Raw genomic sequence first — 20413 nt, forward strand, 5'->3', positions numbered from 1 at the left:
TTATAGTTTATGCAACTTGTTGCATAAATACTGGATTACTTTATAAGCGAGATTTGATTTTTATGCAACATGTTGCATAATGACTTTACATCCATTTTCGTTATAAAAGATTATTTCATGTCCTTAGCCCATGTATTACTGACCAGCCTCATTGAAAAACCAAGCACTGGTTTTGAATTGGCACGTCGCTTTGACCGCTCTATGGGTTTCTTTTGGAATGCGACGCATCAACAGATTTATCGTGAACTAAATGGCATGCTTAAACAAGGATGGATTTCAACCTTAGAAAATAAAAATAATACTGGTCGAAAAAAAACTTATCGTGTTGAACAACTTGGAAGAGCTGAACTGGCAGATTGGATGCTCAAACAAAGCCCACCTGCGCAACTCCGTGAAGAGCTAATGGTACGTTTACGTGCCGAGGCACAATTTGGCGGAAATACTGTTTTACCTGAGTTAGAACGACATTTAGAATTACATCAACAAAATTTAAAAGTTTATCAACAAATTTTTGCAAAAGATTTTGAACATGCTGATAAAAATGATCGAACCTTATACATCCATAAAATGATTTTACAACTCGGCATTGATATGGAGATTGGTTGGATCTCTTGGTTCGAAACCGTTATCCCGCAACTTAAATTATTTGCACAACAATCATAAAAATAGGAAAAAGTCATGCCACTGTATACAATGCCCGATGGTGAACAATTATTTGTCCGTGAAATTGGACAAGGCCAACCCGTATTGGTGCTCTCAGGTTTAGGTATGCAAAGCTGGCAATGGATTCCATTTTTGCTACCTAACATTAAAAAATATAAATTTATTATTCCAGACTGGCGAGGTTTTGGAGGGTCTAAAAATTGTAAAATTCCTCAAAATCTCGATGCTATTCAAAACCATTGGCGTGATATTGCTTCACTCATTCAGCAACTACAATTAAATGATTTTATTATCATTGCTTACTCCATGGGAGCAACTACTGCTATGCATGGCATGCAGTATGGTGAATTAAAAGACCAATTAAAAGCTTATTTACATATTGACCAGACTCCAAAAATTCCAAGTGATGCGTCATGGCCATTTGGACTATTTGGAAAAAAGCATCCTAAATTTAAGCAATTATTAAATGATCTATCCATTTTCTTACATCAACATGCTCACTTTAATCACCTTGAAGATCTTCCGTATGAACTACGTAATCAACTGATTAAAATATGGTTAAGCTTCATTAAAATCCAGAGCAGAAACAAAGTTAGCCCTCTGCTCTTCAACTTAGCTCTTAAACACCCTCTATTACAAAAGCATCTACTGCCTATTCATAGATTGGATTATATGAGTTGGTATATTGATAATTATTTGAATCATGATGAAGATTATCGTCCTGCTATTGCTCAACTAAACTGCCCAACAACTTTTTTTATCGGTGAAAAATCTAGCTTATATCCTGCTGCTGGTCAAAAAATTATTGCCGAAAGTCTTAAAAATGCCAATAGTATAGTTTTTCAATACTCAGGCCATACACCATTAATTTCTGAACCCGTGAAGTTTGGACGTGAAATTCAGTATTTCCTCAAACAAGTGATTTAAATTCAAATCATTTATATTTTTAATAAATAATCTGATTGCCAGAATTTTGACGATATCTCAGCAATTTGATGTCGTCATTTAGCACCACCTTAAGCAGATCAGGACTTTTATATTCACCATAAATTGTAATTTGATTTTCTTGCAACTCTACTTCGTTATTGGCATATTTTTTATAGTTAATTATCCTAAGAATTTCTCATATTTTTTTTCCAAATTCAAGACTTAATCCGTTGCTTTTCAAGCATAATTCGCCCCTTGAATTGTTTATTTATTGTGCTTTTTAATACATTTTTTTTCAAGTACCTCTACACTCATAAGTCAATGTTCTTCTTTCTATTTTAATAAACACAAAAGATAAGGACTTCTCATGAGTGAAACCCAGACCTATCAGCCACATGAAAAACGTAATCGTGTCATGGCTATCGTTGGCGCTGCATCGGGGAATTTAGTTGAATGGTTTGATTTTTATATCTATGCCTCCTTCGCCATTTATTTTCAACATGCATTAACAGCTCCCGACATGAGTGAATCCGCCAAAGCTATTTATGTCTGGGGTGTATTTGCTGCCAGTTTTTTCATGCGTCCAATTGGGAGTTGGCTCTTTGGTTGGATTGGTGATAAATATGGTCGTAAAAAATCCATGATTATCTCTATCACATTAATGGCTATTAGCTCCTTCTTATTCGCTGCACTCCCAACGTATGCCCAAGCAGGAACGCTGGCCCCATTTTTACTTTTAGCAGTACGACTGTTACAGGGTCTATCTGTCGGTGGTGAATATGGTACGGTTGCAACGTACATGAGCGAAGTTGCACTCAAAGGACAACGTGGTTTTTACTCATCCTTTCAATATGTGACTTTAGCTGGTGGACAATTATTAGCAAGTGCTTTGGGTGTCATCATGCTTGCCTTTATGTCCAAAGAGCAACTTATGGATGGTGGCTGGCGTATCCCATTTATTATTGGCGGTGTAGTGGCAGTCCTTTCATTTTTTGTACGTCGTCATTTAAAAGAAACTCTCTCTGCAGATGATAGTAAAAAAGAAGAATCAGGTAGTTTAAAAGCACTATTTAAAGATCATTGGAAAACTTTCTTATTGGTTGTTGGCTATACTTCAGCAGGTTCTTTAACCTTCTATATGCTCACCGTATATTCGAAAACCTATATTACCAATTTAGGTTTCAGCGATAAAGTTTCAGGCTATATGATGACCATCGCACTGTTTGTATTCATGTGTGCTCAGCCACTATTTGGTATGTTATCCGACCGAATTGGACGCCGTGCCTCGATGATGTGGTTCAGTGCAAGTAGTGCAATATTTGTTTATCCCGTTATGGTTATTGCAATGCATTATTTTAGTTATTCAGCAGTGATTGTAACCTTATTACTGATCTTTTTAATGATGCTACTTAGCTTCTATACTTCTATTAGTGGATTAGTCAAAGCTGAAATGTTTCCTCCACATATTCGAGCCTTAGGTGTAGGATTTGCCTATGCGGTGGGTAATGCTATTTTCGGCGGATCTGCTCCTGCAGTTGCACTACAATTTAAAAGTGTCGGACATGAAAATACATTTTTCATCTATGTCATCATCATGCTGATTATCTGCTTCTTCTGTAGTATGCAACTACCTAAAGAGCCTAAATATTTACATCATGATCATTAACCCAATCCAATGAAGGGACGCACAGACCCTTCATTTTGCAATTTGAGTATTAAATTTTACCAATAGTGATTAATATTAAAAAATGACGAGTTCCATAAATGGTTTAAAACTAATGCCTTCATAACAATCTGAAACAAGAGAGGAAAAATCAATGCACTCTACTCTATCTAATGTATAAAAAAACGGCTCACTAAGTAGCCGTTTTTTATTAATTAAAAGTTGCTAGGACTTAAAGTCCAAAAGCAAACCTTTATTATCCAGCTTTATCAATATGAACGACTTCATCGTAATTTTGCACTGCAATTTCAGAAATCATATTTTCAAAAGAGAAAATTTTATCTAATTGTTCACGAGTTAATAAACCTTGCTCCAATACAACTTCTTGGATCGTTTTATTTTCAGCAATACATTGCTTACCAATCTCATCACACTTTGAATGACCTAAAATTGGATCTAACAAAGTAATGATTCCGACACTACGCATCACTGCATCGAAACAAGTTTTTTCATTTGCTTCAATACCCTGAATACATTTTTCATCTAATGTCTTAATGGCATTAATAAGTAAATCAAGTGACTCATTCAAAGAAACAGCAATAACAGGTTCCATTACATTTAACTGTAACTGTCCAGCTTCTGCTGCAAATGTAATCGTCAAGTCGTTACCAATTACCTTAAAGGCAACTTGATTAACAACTTCTGGAATCACAGGATTAACTTTAGCTGGCATGATTGATGAACCTGCTTGCATTTCAGGTAAGCGAATTTCCCACAAACCTGTTCTTGGGCCTGAACTCAATAAGCGTAGGTCATTACAGATTTTTGAAAGCTTCACAGCTAAACGTTTTAATGTGCTCGATAAAATAATAAACACACCACAATCGCTTGTAGCCTCAACGTAATCCTCTGCTCCACGAAGCTGTAGACCCGTAATTTCATTTAAATATTCATTTACTTTAACTGCATAACCGTGTGGCGTATTTACCCCAGTACCAATCGCAGTTGCACCCAAGTTAATTTCCAACAATAACTCACGGGTTTTTTTAATAAGTCGTACATCTTCTTTCAATAGCGTTGCAAAAGCATGAAACTCTTGTCCAAGTGTCATAGGTACCGCATCTTGTAATTGCGTACGGCCCATTTTTAAGACATGTTGAAATTCATTTGCCTTCAATTTAAGTGAAGCAATTAAATTATTCATTTGAACAAATAAATCATCAAAAGAATAATACGAAGCTAAACGAAGCGCCGTTGGATAAACATCATTGGTTGATTGTGATTTATTTACATGATCATTTGGATGAATAATATCGTAACGACCTTTTTCATGACCTAATGATTCAAGTGCAATATTGGCAATCACTTCATTACTATTCATATTAATTGAAGTGCCAGCTCCACCCTGAAAAACATCAGAAGGGAATGAATAACTCCATTTCTCTGGGTTTTGGATTAATTGATCACAAGCCGCTTGTATCGCTTTACTTGCAGTCTCATCCAATTTACCAAAACTAAAATTAGCTTGAGCGGATGCTTTTTTAACCTGAGCCAATGCTTTAATAAAGTTAGTTTGCTCACCGACAGTATGTGTCGATATTTTAAAGTTATCTAATGCTCTGAGTGTATGAATACCATAATAGCTATTTGCAGGTACTTCACGTGCACCTAATAAATCTTTCTCTATTCTAGTTTGCTCAGATTGAACCGTTTCCACTGCCATTACTCGTAAAAGTGCACTGTTTTCGTGCGATAGCACATACTATACTTTATATTTGTAGTATAAGTTAATAATGATATCTCTTTTGCAACGCATTATTACGCACGTTTGAATAAATTGTATCCACTGTAAAAAGGTGTAAATAACTTTAAATATGACTTTGTTTTATTTTTCTTTTTGATTCACCCTCAATATTAAGTGCAAAGTACCCCAACAACAGCTCAAATTGAATTGAATAGTTCATCTTTATTTATAAATTTATCTAAAGTTAGATTTCCTATATAATCCGCCCATTGTAACCATTTGTACAAAATGACACAGAAGTTGTGATGAATCACCTTATAAAAATCACAGCTTATTTTTTAGCTTTTATGTTTGAATCTGTCCGTTAATTCACCACACATAAAAATAATGCTTGGATGAGTTTCTGTAAATGGACACAAGGATTTTCTATGGACAACCTCAACCCCACAGTCATTACATTTATATTTTATATTATTGTGATGGTATGCATTGGTCTTTATGCATATAAAAAGACCACCGACTTTTCAGACTATATTCTCGGTGGACGCAGCTTAGGTAGCTTTGTTACGGCATTATCAGCTGGTGCATCCGACATGAGTGGTTGGTTACTCATGGGTCTTCCTGGAGCAATTTTCCTCACTGGTTTATCTGAGTCTTGGATTGCAATTGGCTTAATTATTGGTGCATGGCTAAACTGGTATTTAGTTGCAGGACGTTTACGCGTACATACTGAAATACAAAACAATGCCCTCACCTTGCCCGATTATTTCACCGGACGATTTGGTGATAAGAAAAAAGTACTACGTATTATTTCTGCTTTAATCATTTTGACCTTTTTCGCAATTTACTGTGCTTCGGGTATGGTTGCAGGTGCACGTTTATTCGAAAGTATTTTTGGACTATCCTACACAACTGCACTTTGGGTGAGTGCCATTGCAACGATTAGTTATGTTTGTATCGGTGGATTCCTTGCTATTAGTTGGACAGATACTTTCCAAGCAGGTCTAATGATTTTTGCACTTCTCCTTGCACCAATCATGACTTATCTCACACTAGGTGATACACACCATGTGATTCAACTGATTGAAATTGCACGTCCACATGCATCAAATATGTTTACGGGTGTTAGTGCAATCGCCATTATTTCATCCATGGCATGGGGCTTAGGCTATTTTGGACAACCCCATATCTTAATCCGCTTTATGGCAGCAGACTCAGTACGCTCTATTCCCAATGCACGGCGTATTGGCATGACTTGGATGATTTTATGTCTAGGTGGTGCAGTTGCGGTTGGTTATATTGGAATTGCTTACTTCCAAATTCATCCAGAATTAGCGACAAATGTCACTCAAAATCCTGAAACAGTCTTTATGGAACTCACTAAACTCCTGTTTAATCCTTGGGTTGCAGGTGTTGTACTCGCAGCAATTTTAGCTGCAGTCATGAGTACCTTAAGCTGTCAACTTTTAGTCTGCTCGAGCACGCTTACAGAGGATTTATACAAAGTATTTATCCGTAAAAATGCTTCACAAGCTGAATTGGTTTGGATCGGACGCTTGATGGTTCTTGCTATTGCTGTACTTGCAATCTTTATTGCGATGAATCCAAATAGTAAAGTTTTAGGCTTAGTGGCTTATGCATGGGCGGGTTTTGGTGCTGCATTTGGCCCCTTAATCATCTTGTCGCTGTTCTGGAAACGTATGACGTTAAATGGTGCTTTAGTCGGGATGATTGTCGGTGCTTTAACCGTGATTATCTGGAAAAACACCATGGCTGTAACGGGTCTTTATGAGATTGTTCCTGGATTTATTTTATCTTTCATCAGCATCATTGTCGTGAGCTTATTGGATAAAGCACCAAGCCAAGAAGTAATTGAGCGTTTTGAGAAATCTGAACAAACCTATGAGCATGAAATGAAAAACTTATAATCCTAACAATTCAATTCAGGGGCTTATGCCCCTTTTTTGATGACTTGTTTTAATAACTTCAATCTCAGTAAAATGATTGATTACTTGATTCGAGTTGGTAAATTTAAGCGACTGCTGTCCTTAATGACTTCCATAACTGGGTAACTACGTGTTTCTTTTACCCCAGGTAATTGCCACAAAATTTGCCCAGATATACGGCGAAACTCCTCCATATTGGCACAGCCTATTTTCACTAAAAAATCAAATCCCCCGCTAATCATATGACATGCCATAATTTCAGGATATTGCACCACTGCATCTGAAAATGAATCTAAAACATTTGGGGTAGTTTTATCTAACAGGATTTCCACAAATACAACAAAATTTGAATTTAACAATTCTGGGTTAAGTTTTGCCTCATAACCGAGGATATAACCTTCATTGCTAAGTTTTTGCACACGCGCTAAAGCTGCTGTCGCAGATAAGTTAACTTCTTCCGCTAATTTTACATTCGAAATTTTCCCATCCTTCTGGAGGATATCCAAAATTTTTATATCAATACGATCGAGTGTCGAAATCTGGGGCGGCATACTAATTATTCTCTAAAAAATGATCCAAATATAGTGAGTTATTCGGCTATATTTTTGTAATGATAAATTATATAAGGCTCTCGCCTCAACAAATATATTTACTCGTCACAGGACGTTGACATGAATATGACACATACAGCTCCCAATATAGATTCAACTCTCCCAAGTTTTGATTACATTACAGAATTTAAAGAAAAAACTGATTATGAAATTGCGATTAATACTGCTTGGCGACGTGCAGAACCTGACTGTGTAGAACACTTACTCAAACATACACACATTGATCAGGAACTGAATCAAAAAATTTATGATTTAGCCTTTAATTTAGCGCACAGTTTACGTGAGCGTAAAAGTTCCACTGGCAAAGCAGGTATTGTTCAGGGATTACTTCAAGAATTTTCCCTTTCCTCTCAAGAAGGTATTGCGTTGATGTGCTTAGCAGAAGCCTTATTGCGTATTCCAGACAGTGCAACGCGTGATTTACTGATTCGTGACAAAATTAATCAGGGTAATTGGAAAGATCATTTAGGGCAAAGTAACCTGATGTTTGTCAATGCTGCAGCTTGGGGTCTCATGCTCACAGGCAAACTTATGGAAACCCCAAAACAAAAAAGCCTCTCCAGCATTCTCACCTCACTACTGGCACGAAGTGGAAAAGGTATTATTCGTAAAGCCGTTGACGCTGCAATGCGAATGATGGGCGAACAATTTGTCACGGGTGAAACGATTAAAGAAGCCTTAAACCATGCTAAAGATTTAGAAGAAAAAGGCTTCCGCTACTCTTACGATATGCTAGGCGAGGCTGCCTTAACAGAACATGATGCCAATCGTTACTTTGAGGATTATACTCAAGCCATTCACGCCATTGGTAAAGCTTCCACAGATAAAGATGTTTATACAGGCCCCGGTATTTCAATTAAGCTTTCCGCATTGCACCCACGTTATCAACGTGCACAAATTGCACGCGTACATGATGAACTGTATGGCAAAATTTTAGAACTCGCCGTATTGGCTAAAAATTATAATATTGGCCTCAACATTGATGCCGAAGAAGCAGATCGACTAGAAATCTCATTAGAATTATTAGAACGCCTCTGCTTTGAACCAGAACTATCGAATTGGAAAGGCATTGGCTTCGTGATCCAAGCTTACCAAAAACGCTGCTTCTATGTGGTCGATTATATTATTGATCTTGCAAAACGTAGCCAAAAACGACTGATGATTCGTTTGGTCAAAGGTGCTTATTGGGATAGCGAAATTAAGAAAGCACAAATTGATGGCATGACTGATTACCCTGTCTTCACCCGTAAAGTGCATACCGATTTATCCTATATTGCTTGTGCAAAAAAATTATTGGCTGCACCCGATCACATCTATCCACAGTTTGCGACGCACAATGCTCAAACCGTTGCAACCATTTATAATCTAGCCAATCCAAATCAATATTATATGGATCAATATGAGTTCCAATGTCTACATGGCATGGGTGAGCCCTTATATGAACAAGTGGTCGGCAATATCGCAAATAAAAAACTCGGCATTCCTTGTCGTATCTACGCACCCGTAGGTAATCACGAAACCTTATTGGCCTACTTAGTTCGTCGCTTACTGGAAAATGGTGCAAATACTTCGTTCGTCAACCGTATCGCAGACAAAAATATAAATATTGATGATCTCATTGAAAATCCAATTCATGAGATTCAGCAGACAGCACACAAAACTGGAATCATCGGTGAAAAGCACACCGCCATTCCATTACCAAAAAATCTCTTAAAAAAGGTCAGAGCCAATTCGCATGGTATTGATTTAGCCAACGATGCTGAATTACAACAATTAAATCAAGTAGTGAGGAAACTTTCCCAACAGACATGGCAAAGCCAAGCCTTAATTAATAACTTTGATGTATGTAACATCCATGAGCAAACACCAAAACTCATTGTGAATCCCGCAAATCATGCAGATATTGTCGGTATTGTTTATGAGGCTGAACTACAACATGTAGAACTTGCATTAAATTACGCTACGACAGCCTTTCAAACTTGGCAACACACCCAGCAAAATGATCGTGCTGGAAAGTTATTAAAAGCGGCCGATATAATGGAAGCTCGGATGCAAGATTTAATGGTCTTGCTCTGTAGAGAAGCTGGAAAAACCTATTCCAATGGAATTTCTGAAGTTCGTGAGGCGGTCGATTTCCTTCGGTATTATGCTGAACAAGTAAAATCGATCGACAATTCAGAAATTAAGCCTTTAGGCACAGTACTTTGTATCAGCCCTTGGAATTTTCCACTCGCCATCTTTACCGGCCAAATTGCCGCAGCCTTAGCAGCAGGAAACTGTGTGATTGCTAAACCTGCTGAACAAACACCACTCATTGCAGCTGAAGCCATTAAAATACTATGGGAAGCTGGTATACCTCAAGCTGTTGTCCAGCTCTTACCCGGTCGTGGCGAAACAATCGGCGCTCAACTGAGTCGGGATGATCGCATTCACGCCATCATGTTCACAGGTTCTACCGAAGTTGCTAAAATTTTACAAAAAACGCTAGCCAACCGTTTAAGTCCGACAGGTCACCCTATACCACTCATTGCGGAAACGGGTGGACAAAATGCAATGATTGTGGATTCTTCAGCACTCACCGAACAGGTGGTACAAGATGCCGTAAACTCAGCATTTGACAGTGCAGGACAACGTTGCTCAGCATTACGTATTCTTTGTGTACAAGAAGATAATGCACAGACTGTAATGGCTATGCTGAAAGGCGCAATGCAACAACTCAAGGTCGGGCACCCTATTTATTTAAATACTGATGTTGGGCCTGTCATTGATACAGAAGCACAATCAAATATTGAAAAGCATATTCAAACCATGCGATCTAAAGGCTATCCAGTGCATCAATTGATGTGCAATGCAAATACTGATGAACTGAAACATGGCACATTTGTTTCACCAACTTTAATTGAATTACCGCATCTCAATGATTTAAAACGTGAGGTTTTTGGCCCCGTTTTACATCTCATTACCTATAAATATGGTGAAATTGAACAATTACTTGAGCAGATCAATCATAAAGGTTATGGCTTAACTATGGGCCTACACACTCGCATTGATGAAACTATTCAAACAACCATTATTAAAGCAGAAGTCGGTAATTTATATATTAACCGCAACATCGTTGGTGCTGTTGTTGGGGTACAACCTTTTGGTGGTGAAGGCCTCTCTGGCACTGGCCCGAAAGCTGGTGGCCCCCTATACATGGCTAAACTGATGCAGCAGCAAGATACTGCATTACAACAACCATTCGGTACAATTACGATAATTACTCCTGACACCCAAGAACAGCCGCTGTATCAACAATTCAAAGCATGGGTAAAACAGCGATTCCCTCACCAGCCATTAAAAACATTAAATTCATCCGTTGGTATCTATGAATTACCCGGACCAACAGGTGAGAGTAATAAATATACGATATTACCAAGAAAGCGTACTTTGATCATTGCAAAAAATGAGGGAGTGCAATTACAACAACTAGCAGCAATCTACGCAGTAGGCAGCCAAGTGGTAATAATGCAAGATAATCAATTTATGCTCAAAAATATTCAGTCCATGCCTGAATCGTTACGCAAAAGTATTCATATGATCCAAAATATTGAAACTGATCAATTTGATGCTGTGCTGTACCAAGGAAATCAAGAAAATTTACTGCGCTTACAAATTCAAATTGCCAACCGAAAAGGTGCAATTGTTGGTATTACACATGTGACCGCAGATGTTCAACATATTCCATTAGAGCCATTATTGATTGAACGTGCACTCAGTATTAATACCGCTGCTGCTGGTGGTAATGCCAGTTTGATGACTTTGGAAAATTAATTTTAAAAGAAAGAATACCTAGTTACTTCAGCTTAGGTATTTTGGTTTTCCCTTTCTACTCAGAAAACTAAAATCAATATGTCTAACAGACCTGAATGAAAATACTATCTGATCCAAGCCATAAATATGGCTTGGATTTTTATTTCATTTACATTGCCCGATATGATCTCTGGATCAACTCTTCTTTCATTGCAATAAAGTCAGCAGAGCCTTGAGGATCTAGACGCTCAATAAACCATGCTCCATCTGCTGCATAACGTAGTATTTTCAGATACATATCTTGATCAGTTGCAGCATGTCGTGCTAAACGATTGTCCAACCAGTGATTCCACAAATGACTGAATGATTGTTCTGTCACCATAACCATCGAAAGCGCCCCCCATAATGAATGTACGCCAAAGGCTTCACTAGTGAGTGTTAATTCAATATATGCACGCGTAAAACAACCATACTTCTCAGGATCAATTGCAATCATGCAATCCACCTCTTGATCTAATTGACTAAGAATCAGATTCAACATTGCTTCTATCAAAATTTTCTTGTTGGCAAAATGATGAAATACTCCACCTTTGGTAATGCCGGCTAATGTTGCTACTGCCTGAATCGAGACACCTGTCACCCCCTTTTCAGCGGCCAATTGCATGGCACCATCCAAAATACGTTTACGCACTAATTCTGGTTCTTTCTTACGTTGATAAGCATTTTCCATCATGGTTATTCTTTAATGTCCTGCTGCCTTAGAAAATACATTAATCACCACTACACCCGCTACAATTAAACCAATCCCAATTATTGCTGCAGTATCTAAGCTTTGCTTAAAAAGAAAAAATCCAATAATCGCAGTCAGAATAATCCCGACACCAGCCCAAATCGCATATGCAATTCCCAATGGAATCACCTTAATCACTTGTGAAAGTAAGTAAAATGCAATACTAAACAAAACTACGACAGCTAAGGAAGGCCACAATTTAGTAAATCCCTCAGATTTAACCAAAAAAGTAGAGCCTGCTACCTCAGAAATAATCGCTAGACCTAGCATACAGTATGCAAATACTACAGGATTCATCTATAACTCCAACTTAAGATACCAACCGATAGGTATCTTAACATCACAATCAAAAAATTAAAATTGTTTTTAGGGTGAATTCATTTGGTATATAAATGCTCGATTAAAAAATACCAGCTACAAATTGAAAGAGTTGATTCAATAGGTTATATAAATACTCACGCTCTAAGTGTCTTCGCTCATACAGAGTTCAAAATAATGCTTACGATATTTCTCAATCATCTGCTGCTTGCCCAAATCGGTATTTAATACGGGCTGTTGATAGGCTTCTTCAACAATAAATTCATATAAATCTTTCGAATCGCCCTCAAACTCTAAGGCAATACGCTTTTGTATCTGCAAAGGAGTATTATCTTGTCTTTGCTGCATCACTTCTTCAGCAAGAGCAGCAATCCCTTCACAGACATTACTTTCATCAATTTTAGTTTTCTCAATAGAGGCCATCGTCATTCCAGAAACCAACAAGCATCCGAGTAAAATTATTTTTTTCATAATGCCACCTGATGAATATGGATTAACTTAATAGGCTATCGATATATTACGCCACTACTTGACTAAATATTAGACAACCCTTGTTTTATAACGCCCAATCCTATAGCTCCCCTACCAGTAAAAAAACTAGACATTCATACATATCAGCTAAAATTGATATAAAAAAAGCCTGCAACTTGGGGAAGGTGCAGGCTGTAAACTGAAAATCAGTTAATAGAGATAGAAACTACATCCATTTCTCTATTATATTTTCTGACTAAAATAAACAATAAACATTGGCATAATATTACATTTTATTGATACGTATCACTCTTTCATAAGCTTTAACGTAATAACAGACTATGCGGAATTGATTAAGTAAACAAATACTTTAAAAGTGATATAAAAAAACCCAATCTGTATAGAACAAATTGGGTTATAAACTTTGAATCTTTCTCGTTGGTAGCGGGAGCTGGATTTGAACCAACGACCTTCGGGTTATGAGCCCGACGAGCTACCAGACTGCTCCATCCCGCATCAACGAAGTGGTATTCTACGACCAAAATCTGACATTATCAAGCTTTATTGCATAAATGTTTAAATTAAATTAAAAAATTAACATTCATGTGAATAATACTTTATTTCAATAACCCATAAAAGTATATGCATAACTATGTGATTTACATTTTAAGCGATCAAAATTTTAGCCACACGTAGCTTGGATTATTTTCTTCGACTTTGGATCAATCGTAACTGTAATTCGATTCTCACGATAATCCATAGTCACAGGATCATTTGGTGTAACAGTACGAATCATACTTGATTGAGTTTTTTGTTGTATTTGCGCATCAGACAATCCTGATTGACCTATCAGTTTCTGAGCTTCCTCAGGTAAACATTTCGCTTGGCTTTCACGAAAAAATGCCCATTCTTCTACGACTTGACCATTCGCTAACCGACAATAACCTGCTTGTCCGCCATTTGCATCAGTTCTTATTTCTAACTTTCCACCCTGTTCAATACAATATTGGCTGGCAGGATTCGCCATTCCAATTTTAGGCTGAGATTGATTTTTATTGGCTGTACTTGCACATGCAGTTAATGTAACAGCTGCTAAAGCAAGACCTAAGCAAGTCATTTTTTTCATAAATTTAAACATTACATAACTCAAAAATTAAATTTATCAAAAAAATTATATTTAAATGTTTACTTTTTGAAACAAAAAACCAATCTTGTAATAAGCTTCAGGCATTACAACTCAAAAGTTCATATCTTATATACTTTAGCTCAAATATATCAATCGACTAAAATGCTATTTTTCTCTAAATTGATATAGCAATAAATTCTTTACACCAAAAACATATATCACTGCACCATTAATGTCTTCTGGATCAAACTTTTAGTACACATACACTCATACTAGAACTATTGTTTCGTATAACTTACACAAAAAATTGGTTTTCATCTAATTATCCCCTACCTAATAAAATAACGGATATTTAGGTTAGTACCCACAATCCTAGGTAAAGCTGATCTACCTAGGACAAAGTTATATTAGATTAGCTAGGATCATTGATGATAATTGCATTGAATTATTGCAACCTACCATTAAAACAGTGACTGAGATTTAGAGAAGATTCAATGATCTTTTACACTTCATATCTAACTCTTTAGATTTTTAAACCTAATTTAACTTGCTCACTAATCTGTTAATTATAATAACAAATTGCGTAAAATAATAAACTATCAAAAAATATACGTTTTTTTAATAATTTTATTTTCAATCATTTCAGCATGTATTGATTTTAGTTCACGCAAATCAGTATTAAATTCTGGAAACAACGGTATACCTCTTCCCAATAAAACAGGTACCACATAAATTTCTAATGAGTTCAGCAAATTACTCTCAATAAAAGAATTCTGTAATTGAGTTCCACCGACCACCCAAACATTGCCATTAAAATTTTGCTTTAAATACGCTATAAATTCAGATGGATTTAGATTAGTTATTGAAAGCGATGGATGTACTAGTTGTAATTTATTGTTAGAGCTTACAATAAATCCTTTTTGATTTGGATATGGCCATTCCCCACCAAAAGCAACAATTACTTCATAAGTCTTACGCCCCATGATTACGATATCTATATCTTTAATAAAATTATTATAACCACAGTCGATATCTTGAAACGGTGCTAAAAAAGCTACGGATCCATCTTGAGCTGCAATATAACCATCAGCACTTGTTGCAATATAACCTTTAATTTTAATACTCATAAAATGCTCTTTATAAAATATCCAAATTCTTAATTATTCTTATTTAACCTAAAATATTTTATAAGAAAAAGCCCTCTAAATGGCTTTTTAAAATAATATTTTTTCACTTGCTCGTCGATTTACCAAGCCCTGTATCGTTCTACCACCTGCTTTCACCCATACATCAAACTGATTTTCAGCAGCTTGGTAATCCCCTTTATTAAGTCTTTTAACTAAAGTCGAATTTTTAAATGCAGTCATTCCAATGTTGTAGGTTAATGATACCAATGCATCAAATTGATACTGACTTAAAGGCACACTCACTGCACCAGTTACAAATTTTTCAAATTTCTTTAAATCATGAGCCATATAGGCTTTAGCTTGTGCCTCAGTACAAACGTCACCTTTTTTAACACGAATGCCATTTGGATAAATCGTGGTACCAAAACCAATGCTCCATACGCCCACGCCATCATCATAAGCAACTAACTGTTTACCTTCAAAAGCACAGATTATTCAATACTGGATTTACTCACCGACATTGCATCTATGGCTATTGCAAAGATCTCGGCCACAGTAGAATCCGTGGCCGTTGCGAAGACATAGTTTTCTGCACTAACCTGTTTTTGGGTGAGCTTTCTGCCACTGATTTTTCGCAAGAAATCGAATATAGCTTTCATCATCTATCCTACTTATTTTCATTTGTCTTTAAATACTCTTCAATGAATATAATTCCCAATATACCAAGTGCACAGGCAGTCATCACAGGTGCAACGAAACTTAAATCAGGTGAAATATCTACCTTTAGCAGGTCATGCATCGCCAATAATGACAGCTCATTACGAAACTGGATATGAAATTATTTGGAATGATATTGATGTAGAAATTAAACTTCTATTTGCCCATCTTCCATAATAAACACCTGCAAAACTACGTTTTAAGTCATTTTTTTCATTAATTTATAAAAGTGCTACTCTCCCTATTGTTTTGAAGAATAGCACTCATTAGTACCTAGATATCAAATACTTAATCTAAGTTAAATATTCAACATGCTATTTAAGGTTTCTACTACATTTTTAGACTTAACTTGTAATTTCAGTGCCTCAAGTGCTTGTTGTACCTGACTACGTTGTGGCTCAGCCAAGGTATACCATCGCGTTAAAGCTTGCAGTAAACGAGAACCCATAATTGGATTTTTCTCATCCAAGTATTTTGCTAAATCAACAAAATGCTGCACACCAAAACTCCAAGTATTCACAGGATTTGCATTTAAACCACCGCTGACTGAGCGAATTCGGTTCGGTGTACCCAAATCATAGTCTGCATGTGTCGTTAAATACTGAATGGTTTCTGCAGTCGCATTTGGATGTGCGGCTTGAATCATAAACCATTGATCAAGTGATAAGGCTTCATCTTTATAACGGCGATAAAAATCTTGTAATACCTCTTCAGCTTGTGGTGCATCATTCCAGACCAATACTCGCAACGCACCTAAACGTTCAGACATATTGCCAGTATTTAGGTATTGTACATGTGCTAACTCAAAAGCTTCACTATCACCTTGACGCGCCATCATACTAAGCATAATATTTTTCAGCGCACGGACACCCATGGCTTGAGAAAATTCTTTTTGTAGATCTGGATCTAAAGCTAAATAAGTTTCTTTACAAAATGAACCTAATTCACGTGCTAAAGTATCCAGTAAAGCATTACGTTGTTCTTGAATGGTCATAGGATGATAGTCAATATCAATGCGACTACCTAAATAACCTTCAGAAGGTACATCAAACAGACGTGATGCCAACAATGGATCTTTTTCCACAACATTTGGAATGGTATTTTTAATGGCTTTTATATAAATTTCAGCGTTATGACCATCCAATAAAATACGCTCTAGCAAAGTTTGAGTCGCTTGCCATTGGTTAAAACCGTTGGTTTCATATTGAAGTAAGAATGCTAGTTCTTCATCTGAGTAATTAAAGTCTAAATTAACTGGTGCAGAAAAGTTACGTAACAATGAAACCACTGGCTTTTCAACAACACCCGTAAATTCAATCACAGCTTCATCTTGATCGAACAAATACATGCCATCTTTAACATCATTTTCAATCAGTGCGGTAGACTGCAAACTATATTGCTCGCCAGTTTTTGCATTAAAAAGCGCCAAAGCAACTGGAATAGGTACAGCTTTTAAATTTGGATATTTAGCATGTGCTTTTAGACTTTGTTTAAAGCTGAGACGATAAGTTTGAGCTGCAGCATTATACTCACCTTTCGCCTCCAGTTTTGGCGTACCTGGTTGGTTATACCAAGTTAAGAAAGCAGATAAATCGACACCTGAGCCTGCTGTCAATGCAGCAACCCAATCTTCAACCGTTACCGCTTGACCATCATGACGTTTAAAGTATTCATCCGTACCTAAACGGAATTTTTCTTTGCCGAGTAAAGTCGCCATCATGCGGTTAATTTCCGCACCTTTCTCATATACTGTTGCGGTATAGAAATTATTAATCTCAACAAAATGATCTGGACGTGGTGGATGTGATAATGGCCCTGAATCTTCTGGAAATTGATGCGCTTTAAGTACAGCAACATCATCAATTCGTTGTACCGCAGCTGATTGTAAATCTTCTGAGAACGACTGATCACGGAAAACAGTCAAGCCTTCCTTTAAGCACAATTGGAACCAATCACGGCAGGTAATACGGTTACCTGTCCAGTTATGAAAGTATTCATGTGCAATTACCGATTGAACCCGCATAATCGCAGCATCTGTGGTGAATTCTTCATCTGCAAGGACGCACGAGGTATTAAAAATATTTAAACCTTTGTTTTCCATTGCACCCATATTGAATTGGCTTACAGCCACAATCATATAATTATCTAGGTCATATGGGCGACCATAATGTTCTTCATCCCAACGCATAGAATGTTTTAATGCTTCCATTGCGATATGACACTTTGGAATATCTTTTTCAATTGCATAAATTTCTAAAGCAACATTACGACCTTCGGATGTCACATAATGGTCGGTCAAAACGGCTAAATCACCGACTACGCAGGCAAATAAATAACTTGGCTTCTTGGTTGGATCTTGCCAAATCGCATAATGACGGTCTGTACCAACTTCACCTTTTTCAAGCAAATTACCATTGGCCAATAAGACTGGATATTTTTTATCAGCTTCTACGCGCGTAGTAAACTCAGACAGTACATCTGGACGATCTGGATAAAAGGTGATTTTTCGAAAACCTTCAGGCTCATTTTGCGTTACAAATAAATCACCTGCCTGATACAAGCCTTCAAGCATGGTATTGGTTTCAGGATGAATCACGACTTCAATATTTAGAATGACTTCATCAGGTGCATTAAGAATAATGAGCTGTTCTGTATCTAATTGATATTCATCTTCGGAAAGCTGCTGACCATTTAAAGTAATTGATTTAAGCTCTAAATCACGGCCCAATAAAACCAAATCACCCGTGGTTTGACGCTTCATCACCAAAGTTGAATTTACATTGGTGTGGTCATCATAGACTTGAATATCTAAGTTAATCGATTCAACGAGAAAAGAAGGTTTTTGATAATCTTTTAAATATACAGTTTGATCTGCTTCTACTACTGGGTTCGCCGCGATATTCATATAATGCCCTAATCCTGTTGTCTTAAGCTCAGACATTGTTATTGGTGAAATAAATGAATATGTCAAGTTTCACCAGCTGTCTGTGCGCTTGCCTTGTTTATGTATATGGGTTGAGTCTGTTGCTTTTCAATCTATTCTCTCAATTATTGATTGAGATTGACGTATATTTAAACAAGTGCTCTAAAAATAAGAATGAGGCCTCGTAAAAGCATAAAAACTTAAACTGAATTTTTAAATTTAGCTTTGAATCTAAAAATTAATCTAAATTAAATTGAACTACGAATCTACAAGGTGATGCTTAAAATACGCCTAAAAATACTGAAGCATCACTTGTATCAAATTTAAAGATTATGAATAACCAACAATATTCCTATACCCTCAAAGTTCACAGCTTCAATATTGAGTTCAGTGTATAATTACCTATTCCTTGATTCTAAGATTTAACTTCTATGCTTCAAATTCTACGTAAGCAGCTCGATGACAGTACCTATTGCCCCCTGTGCCAAGCCAGTATGTATTTTGTAGAAGCTGAAGAATTTGATAAAGATGTGAACTTTCACCAATGTAGCCATTGCCACCATCAAGTATTTCTCGATCAACAACGTAATTGCCACTGCGACACTTGCCAAAATAAACGTAAAAAATTGATGAAAGAAACTCGTTTACAAGAACAACGGAAATTTCAAAAAAAAGATGTCTATGAATTAGGTTTGAATCAGCTCAGTTTTTTACATAAGTTATTTTTATTGAGTATTTTGGATAATCAAGTTCAAGACGGCTACACTCATAATGAATTTATTAATTGGGAAACCATTAAGTATTATCCAATTACGCCCAATTATTTTTTTCAAAACAACCTGTTAAACCAACTCATTAAAGACAATATATTGGTTGCAAAAGACTTCAGTGATACTGCACACCAGTATTATATAAATGTTCGTTTAGATGGTTATTCTGAACCAAGTCTATTTAGTATTACCACGCAATTACGACATTGGTTTTATGAAAACCTGACACAAGGAATTCCCTTCAAAACAGCTGAAGAAGTTAAAAACACTTTATATATCGTTCTATATCAAGAAATTGTGCAGTTTATGCAACATTATTGTAGAACGTGGGGCATTCAGATTTCAGGCAATAAGGCATTCCAAATTTTCTGTTTCCGCCTACTCGACTCTCTAGCCGTTGGGCAAATTTATTATTTAATTCAAACTGCTCTCGAATACCTTTATCAAAAAAAAGCACTCCAAACACGAAATGAAAATTTCATTAATACCAATCTATTAAAGAAAACACTACAACAATACCGAGAACGTGCTTTAGCTGAGAAGTGGGAAACAACAACCCTACCACGTCCACAAAATATTCCTTTTAGTAAAATGAGTGAAATCTTGTTTTATAAATTTCTCGGCTACGATGAAAGTATCTTTTTTCAACCCGTGTGGAAATCTTGGAAAAAAATTGAACCCCGCTTAAATTTTTACTCGCAAAAACGCTGTATGTACTGTGGTTCTAACGAACTTGACGTGGAGTATGATACAGCCAATTATGTAACACTCTCTTGTCGCAATTGTAAGCACCAAGATCATTACTTTACTCAGTAAGGACTCAAC

Annotated in this window: 15 protein-coding genes, 1 tRNA gene and 1 pseudogene; 7 read left to right on the forward strand and 10 right to left on the reverse strand. The window is 36.5% G+C overall.

Annotated elements, in window-relative coordinates; translation table 11 throughout:
• Nucleotides 1-117 precede the first annotated feature (117 nt).
• From B9T27_RS08275 to B9T27_RS08285, 3 genes are all read left to right on the forward strand, one after another.
• On the forward strand, nt 118-663 hold the full coding sequence (locus tag B9T27_RS08275) for a PadR family transcriptional regulator (protein WP_086206373.1): 546 nt from the start codon (nt 118-120) through the stop codon (nt 661-663).
• Nucleotides 664-678: 15 nt separating this feature from the next.
• Nucleotides 679-1590: an alpha/beta fold hydrolase gene (locus B9T27_RS08280; protein WP_086206374.1), complete on the forward strand. Its 912-nt coding sequence runs from the start codon at nt 679-681 to the stop codon at nt 1588-1590.
• 367 nt (nt 1591-1957) lie between these two features.
• On the forward strand, nt 1958-3256 hold the full coding sequence (locus B9T27_RS08285; protein WP_086206375.1) for an MFS transporter: 1299 nt from the start codon (nt 1958-1960) through the stop codon (nt 3254-3256).
• A 253-nt stretch (nt 3257-3509) separates the two neighbouring features.
• On the opposite strand, the gene aspA is transcribed toward B9T27_RS08285, so the two are convergent.
• Nucleotides 3510-4970 carry an aspartate ammonia-lyase gene (aspA, locus tag B9T27_RS08290; RefSeq protein ID WP_086206579.1) on the reverse strand — a complete coding sequence of 487 codons (1461 nt, stop codon included), beginning with the start codon at nt 4968-4970 and terminating at the stop codon, nt 3510-3512.
• 455 nt (nt 4971-5425) lie between these two features.
• On the opposite strand from aspA, the gene putP reads away from it, so the two are divergent.
• Complete coding sequence (putP, locus tag B9T27_RS08295; RefSeq protein WP_086206376.1) at nt 5426-6925, forward strand: sodium/proline symporter PutP; 1500 nt, start codon at nt 5426-5428, stop codon at nt 6923-6925.
• Nucleotides 6926-7005: 80 nt separating this feature from the next.
• On the opposite strand, the gene B9T27_RS08300 is transcribed toward putP, so the two are convergent.
• A complete protein-coding gene (locus B9T27_RS08300; RefSeq protein WP_086206377.1) occupies nt 7006-7494 on the reverse strand; it encodes an Lrp/AsnC ligand binding domain-containing protein in 489 nt (162 codons plus the stop codon).
• Between the two features lie 120 nt (nt 7495-7614).
• On the opposite strand from B9T27_RS08300, the gene putA reads away from it, so the two are divergent.
• Nucleotides 7615-11367, forward strand: coding sequence for a trifunctional transcriptional regulator/proline dehydrogenase/L-glutamate gamma-semialdehyde dehydrogenase (gene putA, locus B9T27_RS08305; RefSeq protein WP_086206378.1), 3753 nt, complete (start codon nt 7615-7617; stop codon nt 11365-11367).
• A gap of 148 nt (nt 11368-11515) precedes the next feature.
• Here putA and B9T27_RS08310 read toward each other — a convergent pair whose 3' ends face one another.
• The 7 genes and pseudogenes from B9T27_RS08310 to B9T27_RS08340 form a co-directional block, all read right to left on the reverse strand.
• On the reverse strand, nt 11516-12076 hold the full coding sequence (locus tag B9T27_RS08310) for a TetR/AcrR family transcriptional regulator (protein ID WP_086206379.1): 561 nt from the start codon (nt 12074-12076) through the stop codon (nt 11516-11518).
• A gap of 12 nt (nt 12077-12088) precedes the next feature.
• Nucleotides 12089-12433, reverse strand: a complete 345-nt coding sequence (locus B9T27_RS08315) for an SMR family transporter (RefSeq protein WP_086206380.1) — start codon at nt 12431-12433, stop codon at nt 12089-12091.
• A gap of 165 nt (nt 12434-12598) precedes the next feature.
• Complete coding sequence (locus tag B9T27_RS08320) at nt 12599-12925, reverse strand: hypothetical protein (protein WP_086206381.1); 327 nt, start codon at nt 12923-12925, stop codon at nt 12599-12601.
• A gap of 439 nt (nt 12926-13364) precedes the next feature.
• Nucleotides 13365-13441: transfer RNA gene (locus B9T27_RS08325), tRNA-Met, on the reverse strand.
• Nucleotides 13442-13607: 166 nt separating this feature from the next.
• Complete coding sequence (locus tag B9T27_RS08330) at nt 13608-14051, reverse strand: DUF333 domain-containing protein (protein WP_086206580.1); 444 nt, start codon at nt 14049-14051, stop codon at nt 13608-13610.
• A 599-nt stretch (nt 14052-14650) separates the two neighbouring features.
• Nucleotides 14651-15178, reverse strand: coding sequence for a dihydrofolate reductase family protein (locus B9T27_RS08335; RefSeq protein ID WP_086206382.1), 528 nt, complete (start codon nt 15176-15178; stop codon nt 14651-14653).
• Nucleotides 15179-15265: 87 nt separating this feature from the next.
• Nucleotides 15266-15837 (reverse strand): annotated as a pseudogene (locus B9T27_RS08340) (lysozyme).
• Nucleotides 15838-15925: 88 nt separating this feature from the next.
• On the opposite strand from B9T27_RS08340, the gene B9T27_RS14880 reads away from it, so the two are divergent.
• On the forward strand, nt 15926-16072 hold the full coding sequence (locus tag B9T27_RS14880) for a hypothetical protein (RefSeq protein ID WP_171263367.1): 147 nt from the start codon (nt 15926-15928) through the stop codon (nt 16070-16072).
• Nucleotides 16073-16193: 121 nt separating this feature from the next.
• Here B9T27_RS14880 and pepN read toward each other — a convergent pair whose 3' ends face one another.
• Complete coding sequence (gene pepN, locus B9T27_RS08345) at nt 16194-18800, reverse strand: aminopeptidase N (RefSeq protein WP_086206383.1); 2607 nt, start codon at nt 18798-18800, stop codon at nt 16194-16196.
• A 449-nt stretch (nt 18801-19249) separates the two neighbouring features.
• Here pepN and B9T27_RS08350 point away from each other — a divergent pair, with 449 nt between their 5' ends.
• Nucleotides 19250-20404 (forward strand): hypothetical protein, encoded by a 1155-nt coding sequence (locus B9T27_RS08350; RefSeq protein ID WP_086206384.1) that lies wholly within the window; start codon nt 19250-19252, stop codon nt 20402-20404.
• The last annotated feature ends 9 nt before the right edge of the window (nt 20405-20413 follow it).

It is taken from the genome of Acinetobacter sp. ANC 4648 (assembly GCF_002135345.1).
Classification (GTDB): domain Bacteria; phylum Pseudomonadota; class Gammaproteobacteria; order Pseudomonadales; family Moraxellaceae; genus Acinetobacter.

Bases quoted from the DNA above. Each gene is read 5' to 3' on its own strand.
- B9T27_RS08275 (WP_086206373.1), top strand. From the start codon at position 118: ATGTCCTTAGCCCATGTATTACTGACCAGCCTCATTGAAAAACCAAGC.
- B9T27_RS08280 (WP_086206374.1), top strand. From the start codon at position 679: ATGCCACTGTATACAATGCCCGATGGTGAACAATTATTTGTCCGTGAA.
- B9T27_RS08285 (WP_086206375.1), top strand. From the start codon at position 1,958: ATGAGTGAAACCCAGACCTATCAGCCACATGAAAAACGTAATCGTGTC.
- putP (WP_086206376.1), top strand. From the start codon at position 5,426: ATGGACAACCTCAACCCCACAGTCATTACATTTATATTTTATATTATT.
- B9T27_RS08300 (WP_086206377.1), bottom strand. From the start codon at position 7,494: ATGCCGCCCCAGATTTCGACACTCGATCGTATTGATATAAAAATTTTG.
- putA (WP_086206378.1), top strand. From the start codon at position 7,615: ATGAATATGACACATACAGCTCCCAATATAGATTCAACTCTCCCAAGT.
- B9T27_RS08310 (WP_086206379.1), bottom strand. From the start codon at position 12,076: ATGGAAAATGCTTATCAACGTAAGAAAGAACCAGAATTAGTGCGTAAA.
- B9T27_RS08315 (WP_086206380.1), bottom strand. From the start codon at position 12,433: ATGAATCCTGTAGTATTTGCATACTGTATGCTAGGTCTAGCGATTATT.
- B9T27_RS08320 (WP_086206381.1), bottom strand. From the start codon at position 12,925: ATGAAAAAAATAATTTTACTCGGATGCTTGTTGGTTTCTGGAATGACG.
- B9T27_RS08330 (WP_086206580.1), bottom strand. From the start codon at position 14,051: ATGAAAAAAATGACTTGCTTAGGTCTTGCTTTAGCAGCTGTTACATTA.
- B9T27_RS08335 (WP_086206382.1), bottom strand. From the start codon at position 15,178: ATGAGTATTAAAATTAAAGGTTATATTGCAACAAGTGCTGATGGTTAT.
- pepN (WP_086206383.1), bottom strand. From the start codon at position 18,800: ATGAATATCGCGGCGAACCCAGTAGTAGAAGCAGATCAAACTGTATAT.
- B9T27_RS08350 (WP_086206384.1), top strand. From the start codon at position 19,250: ATGCTTCAAATTCTACGTAAGCAGCTCGATGACAGTACCTATTGCCCC.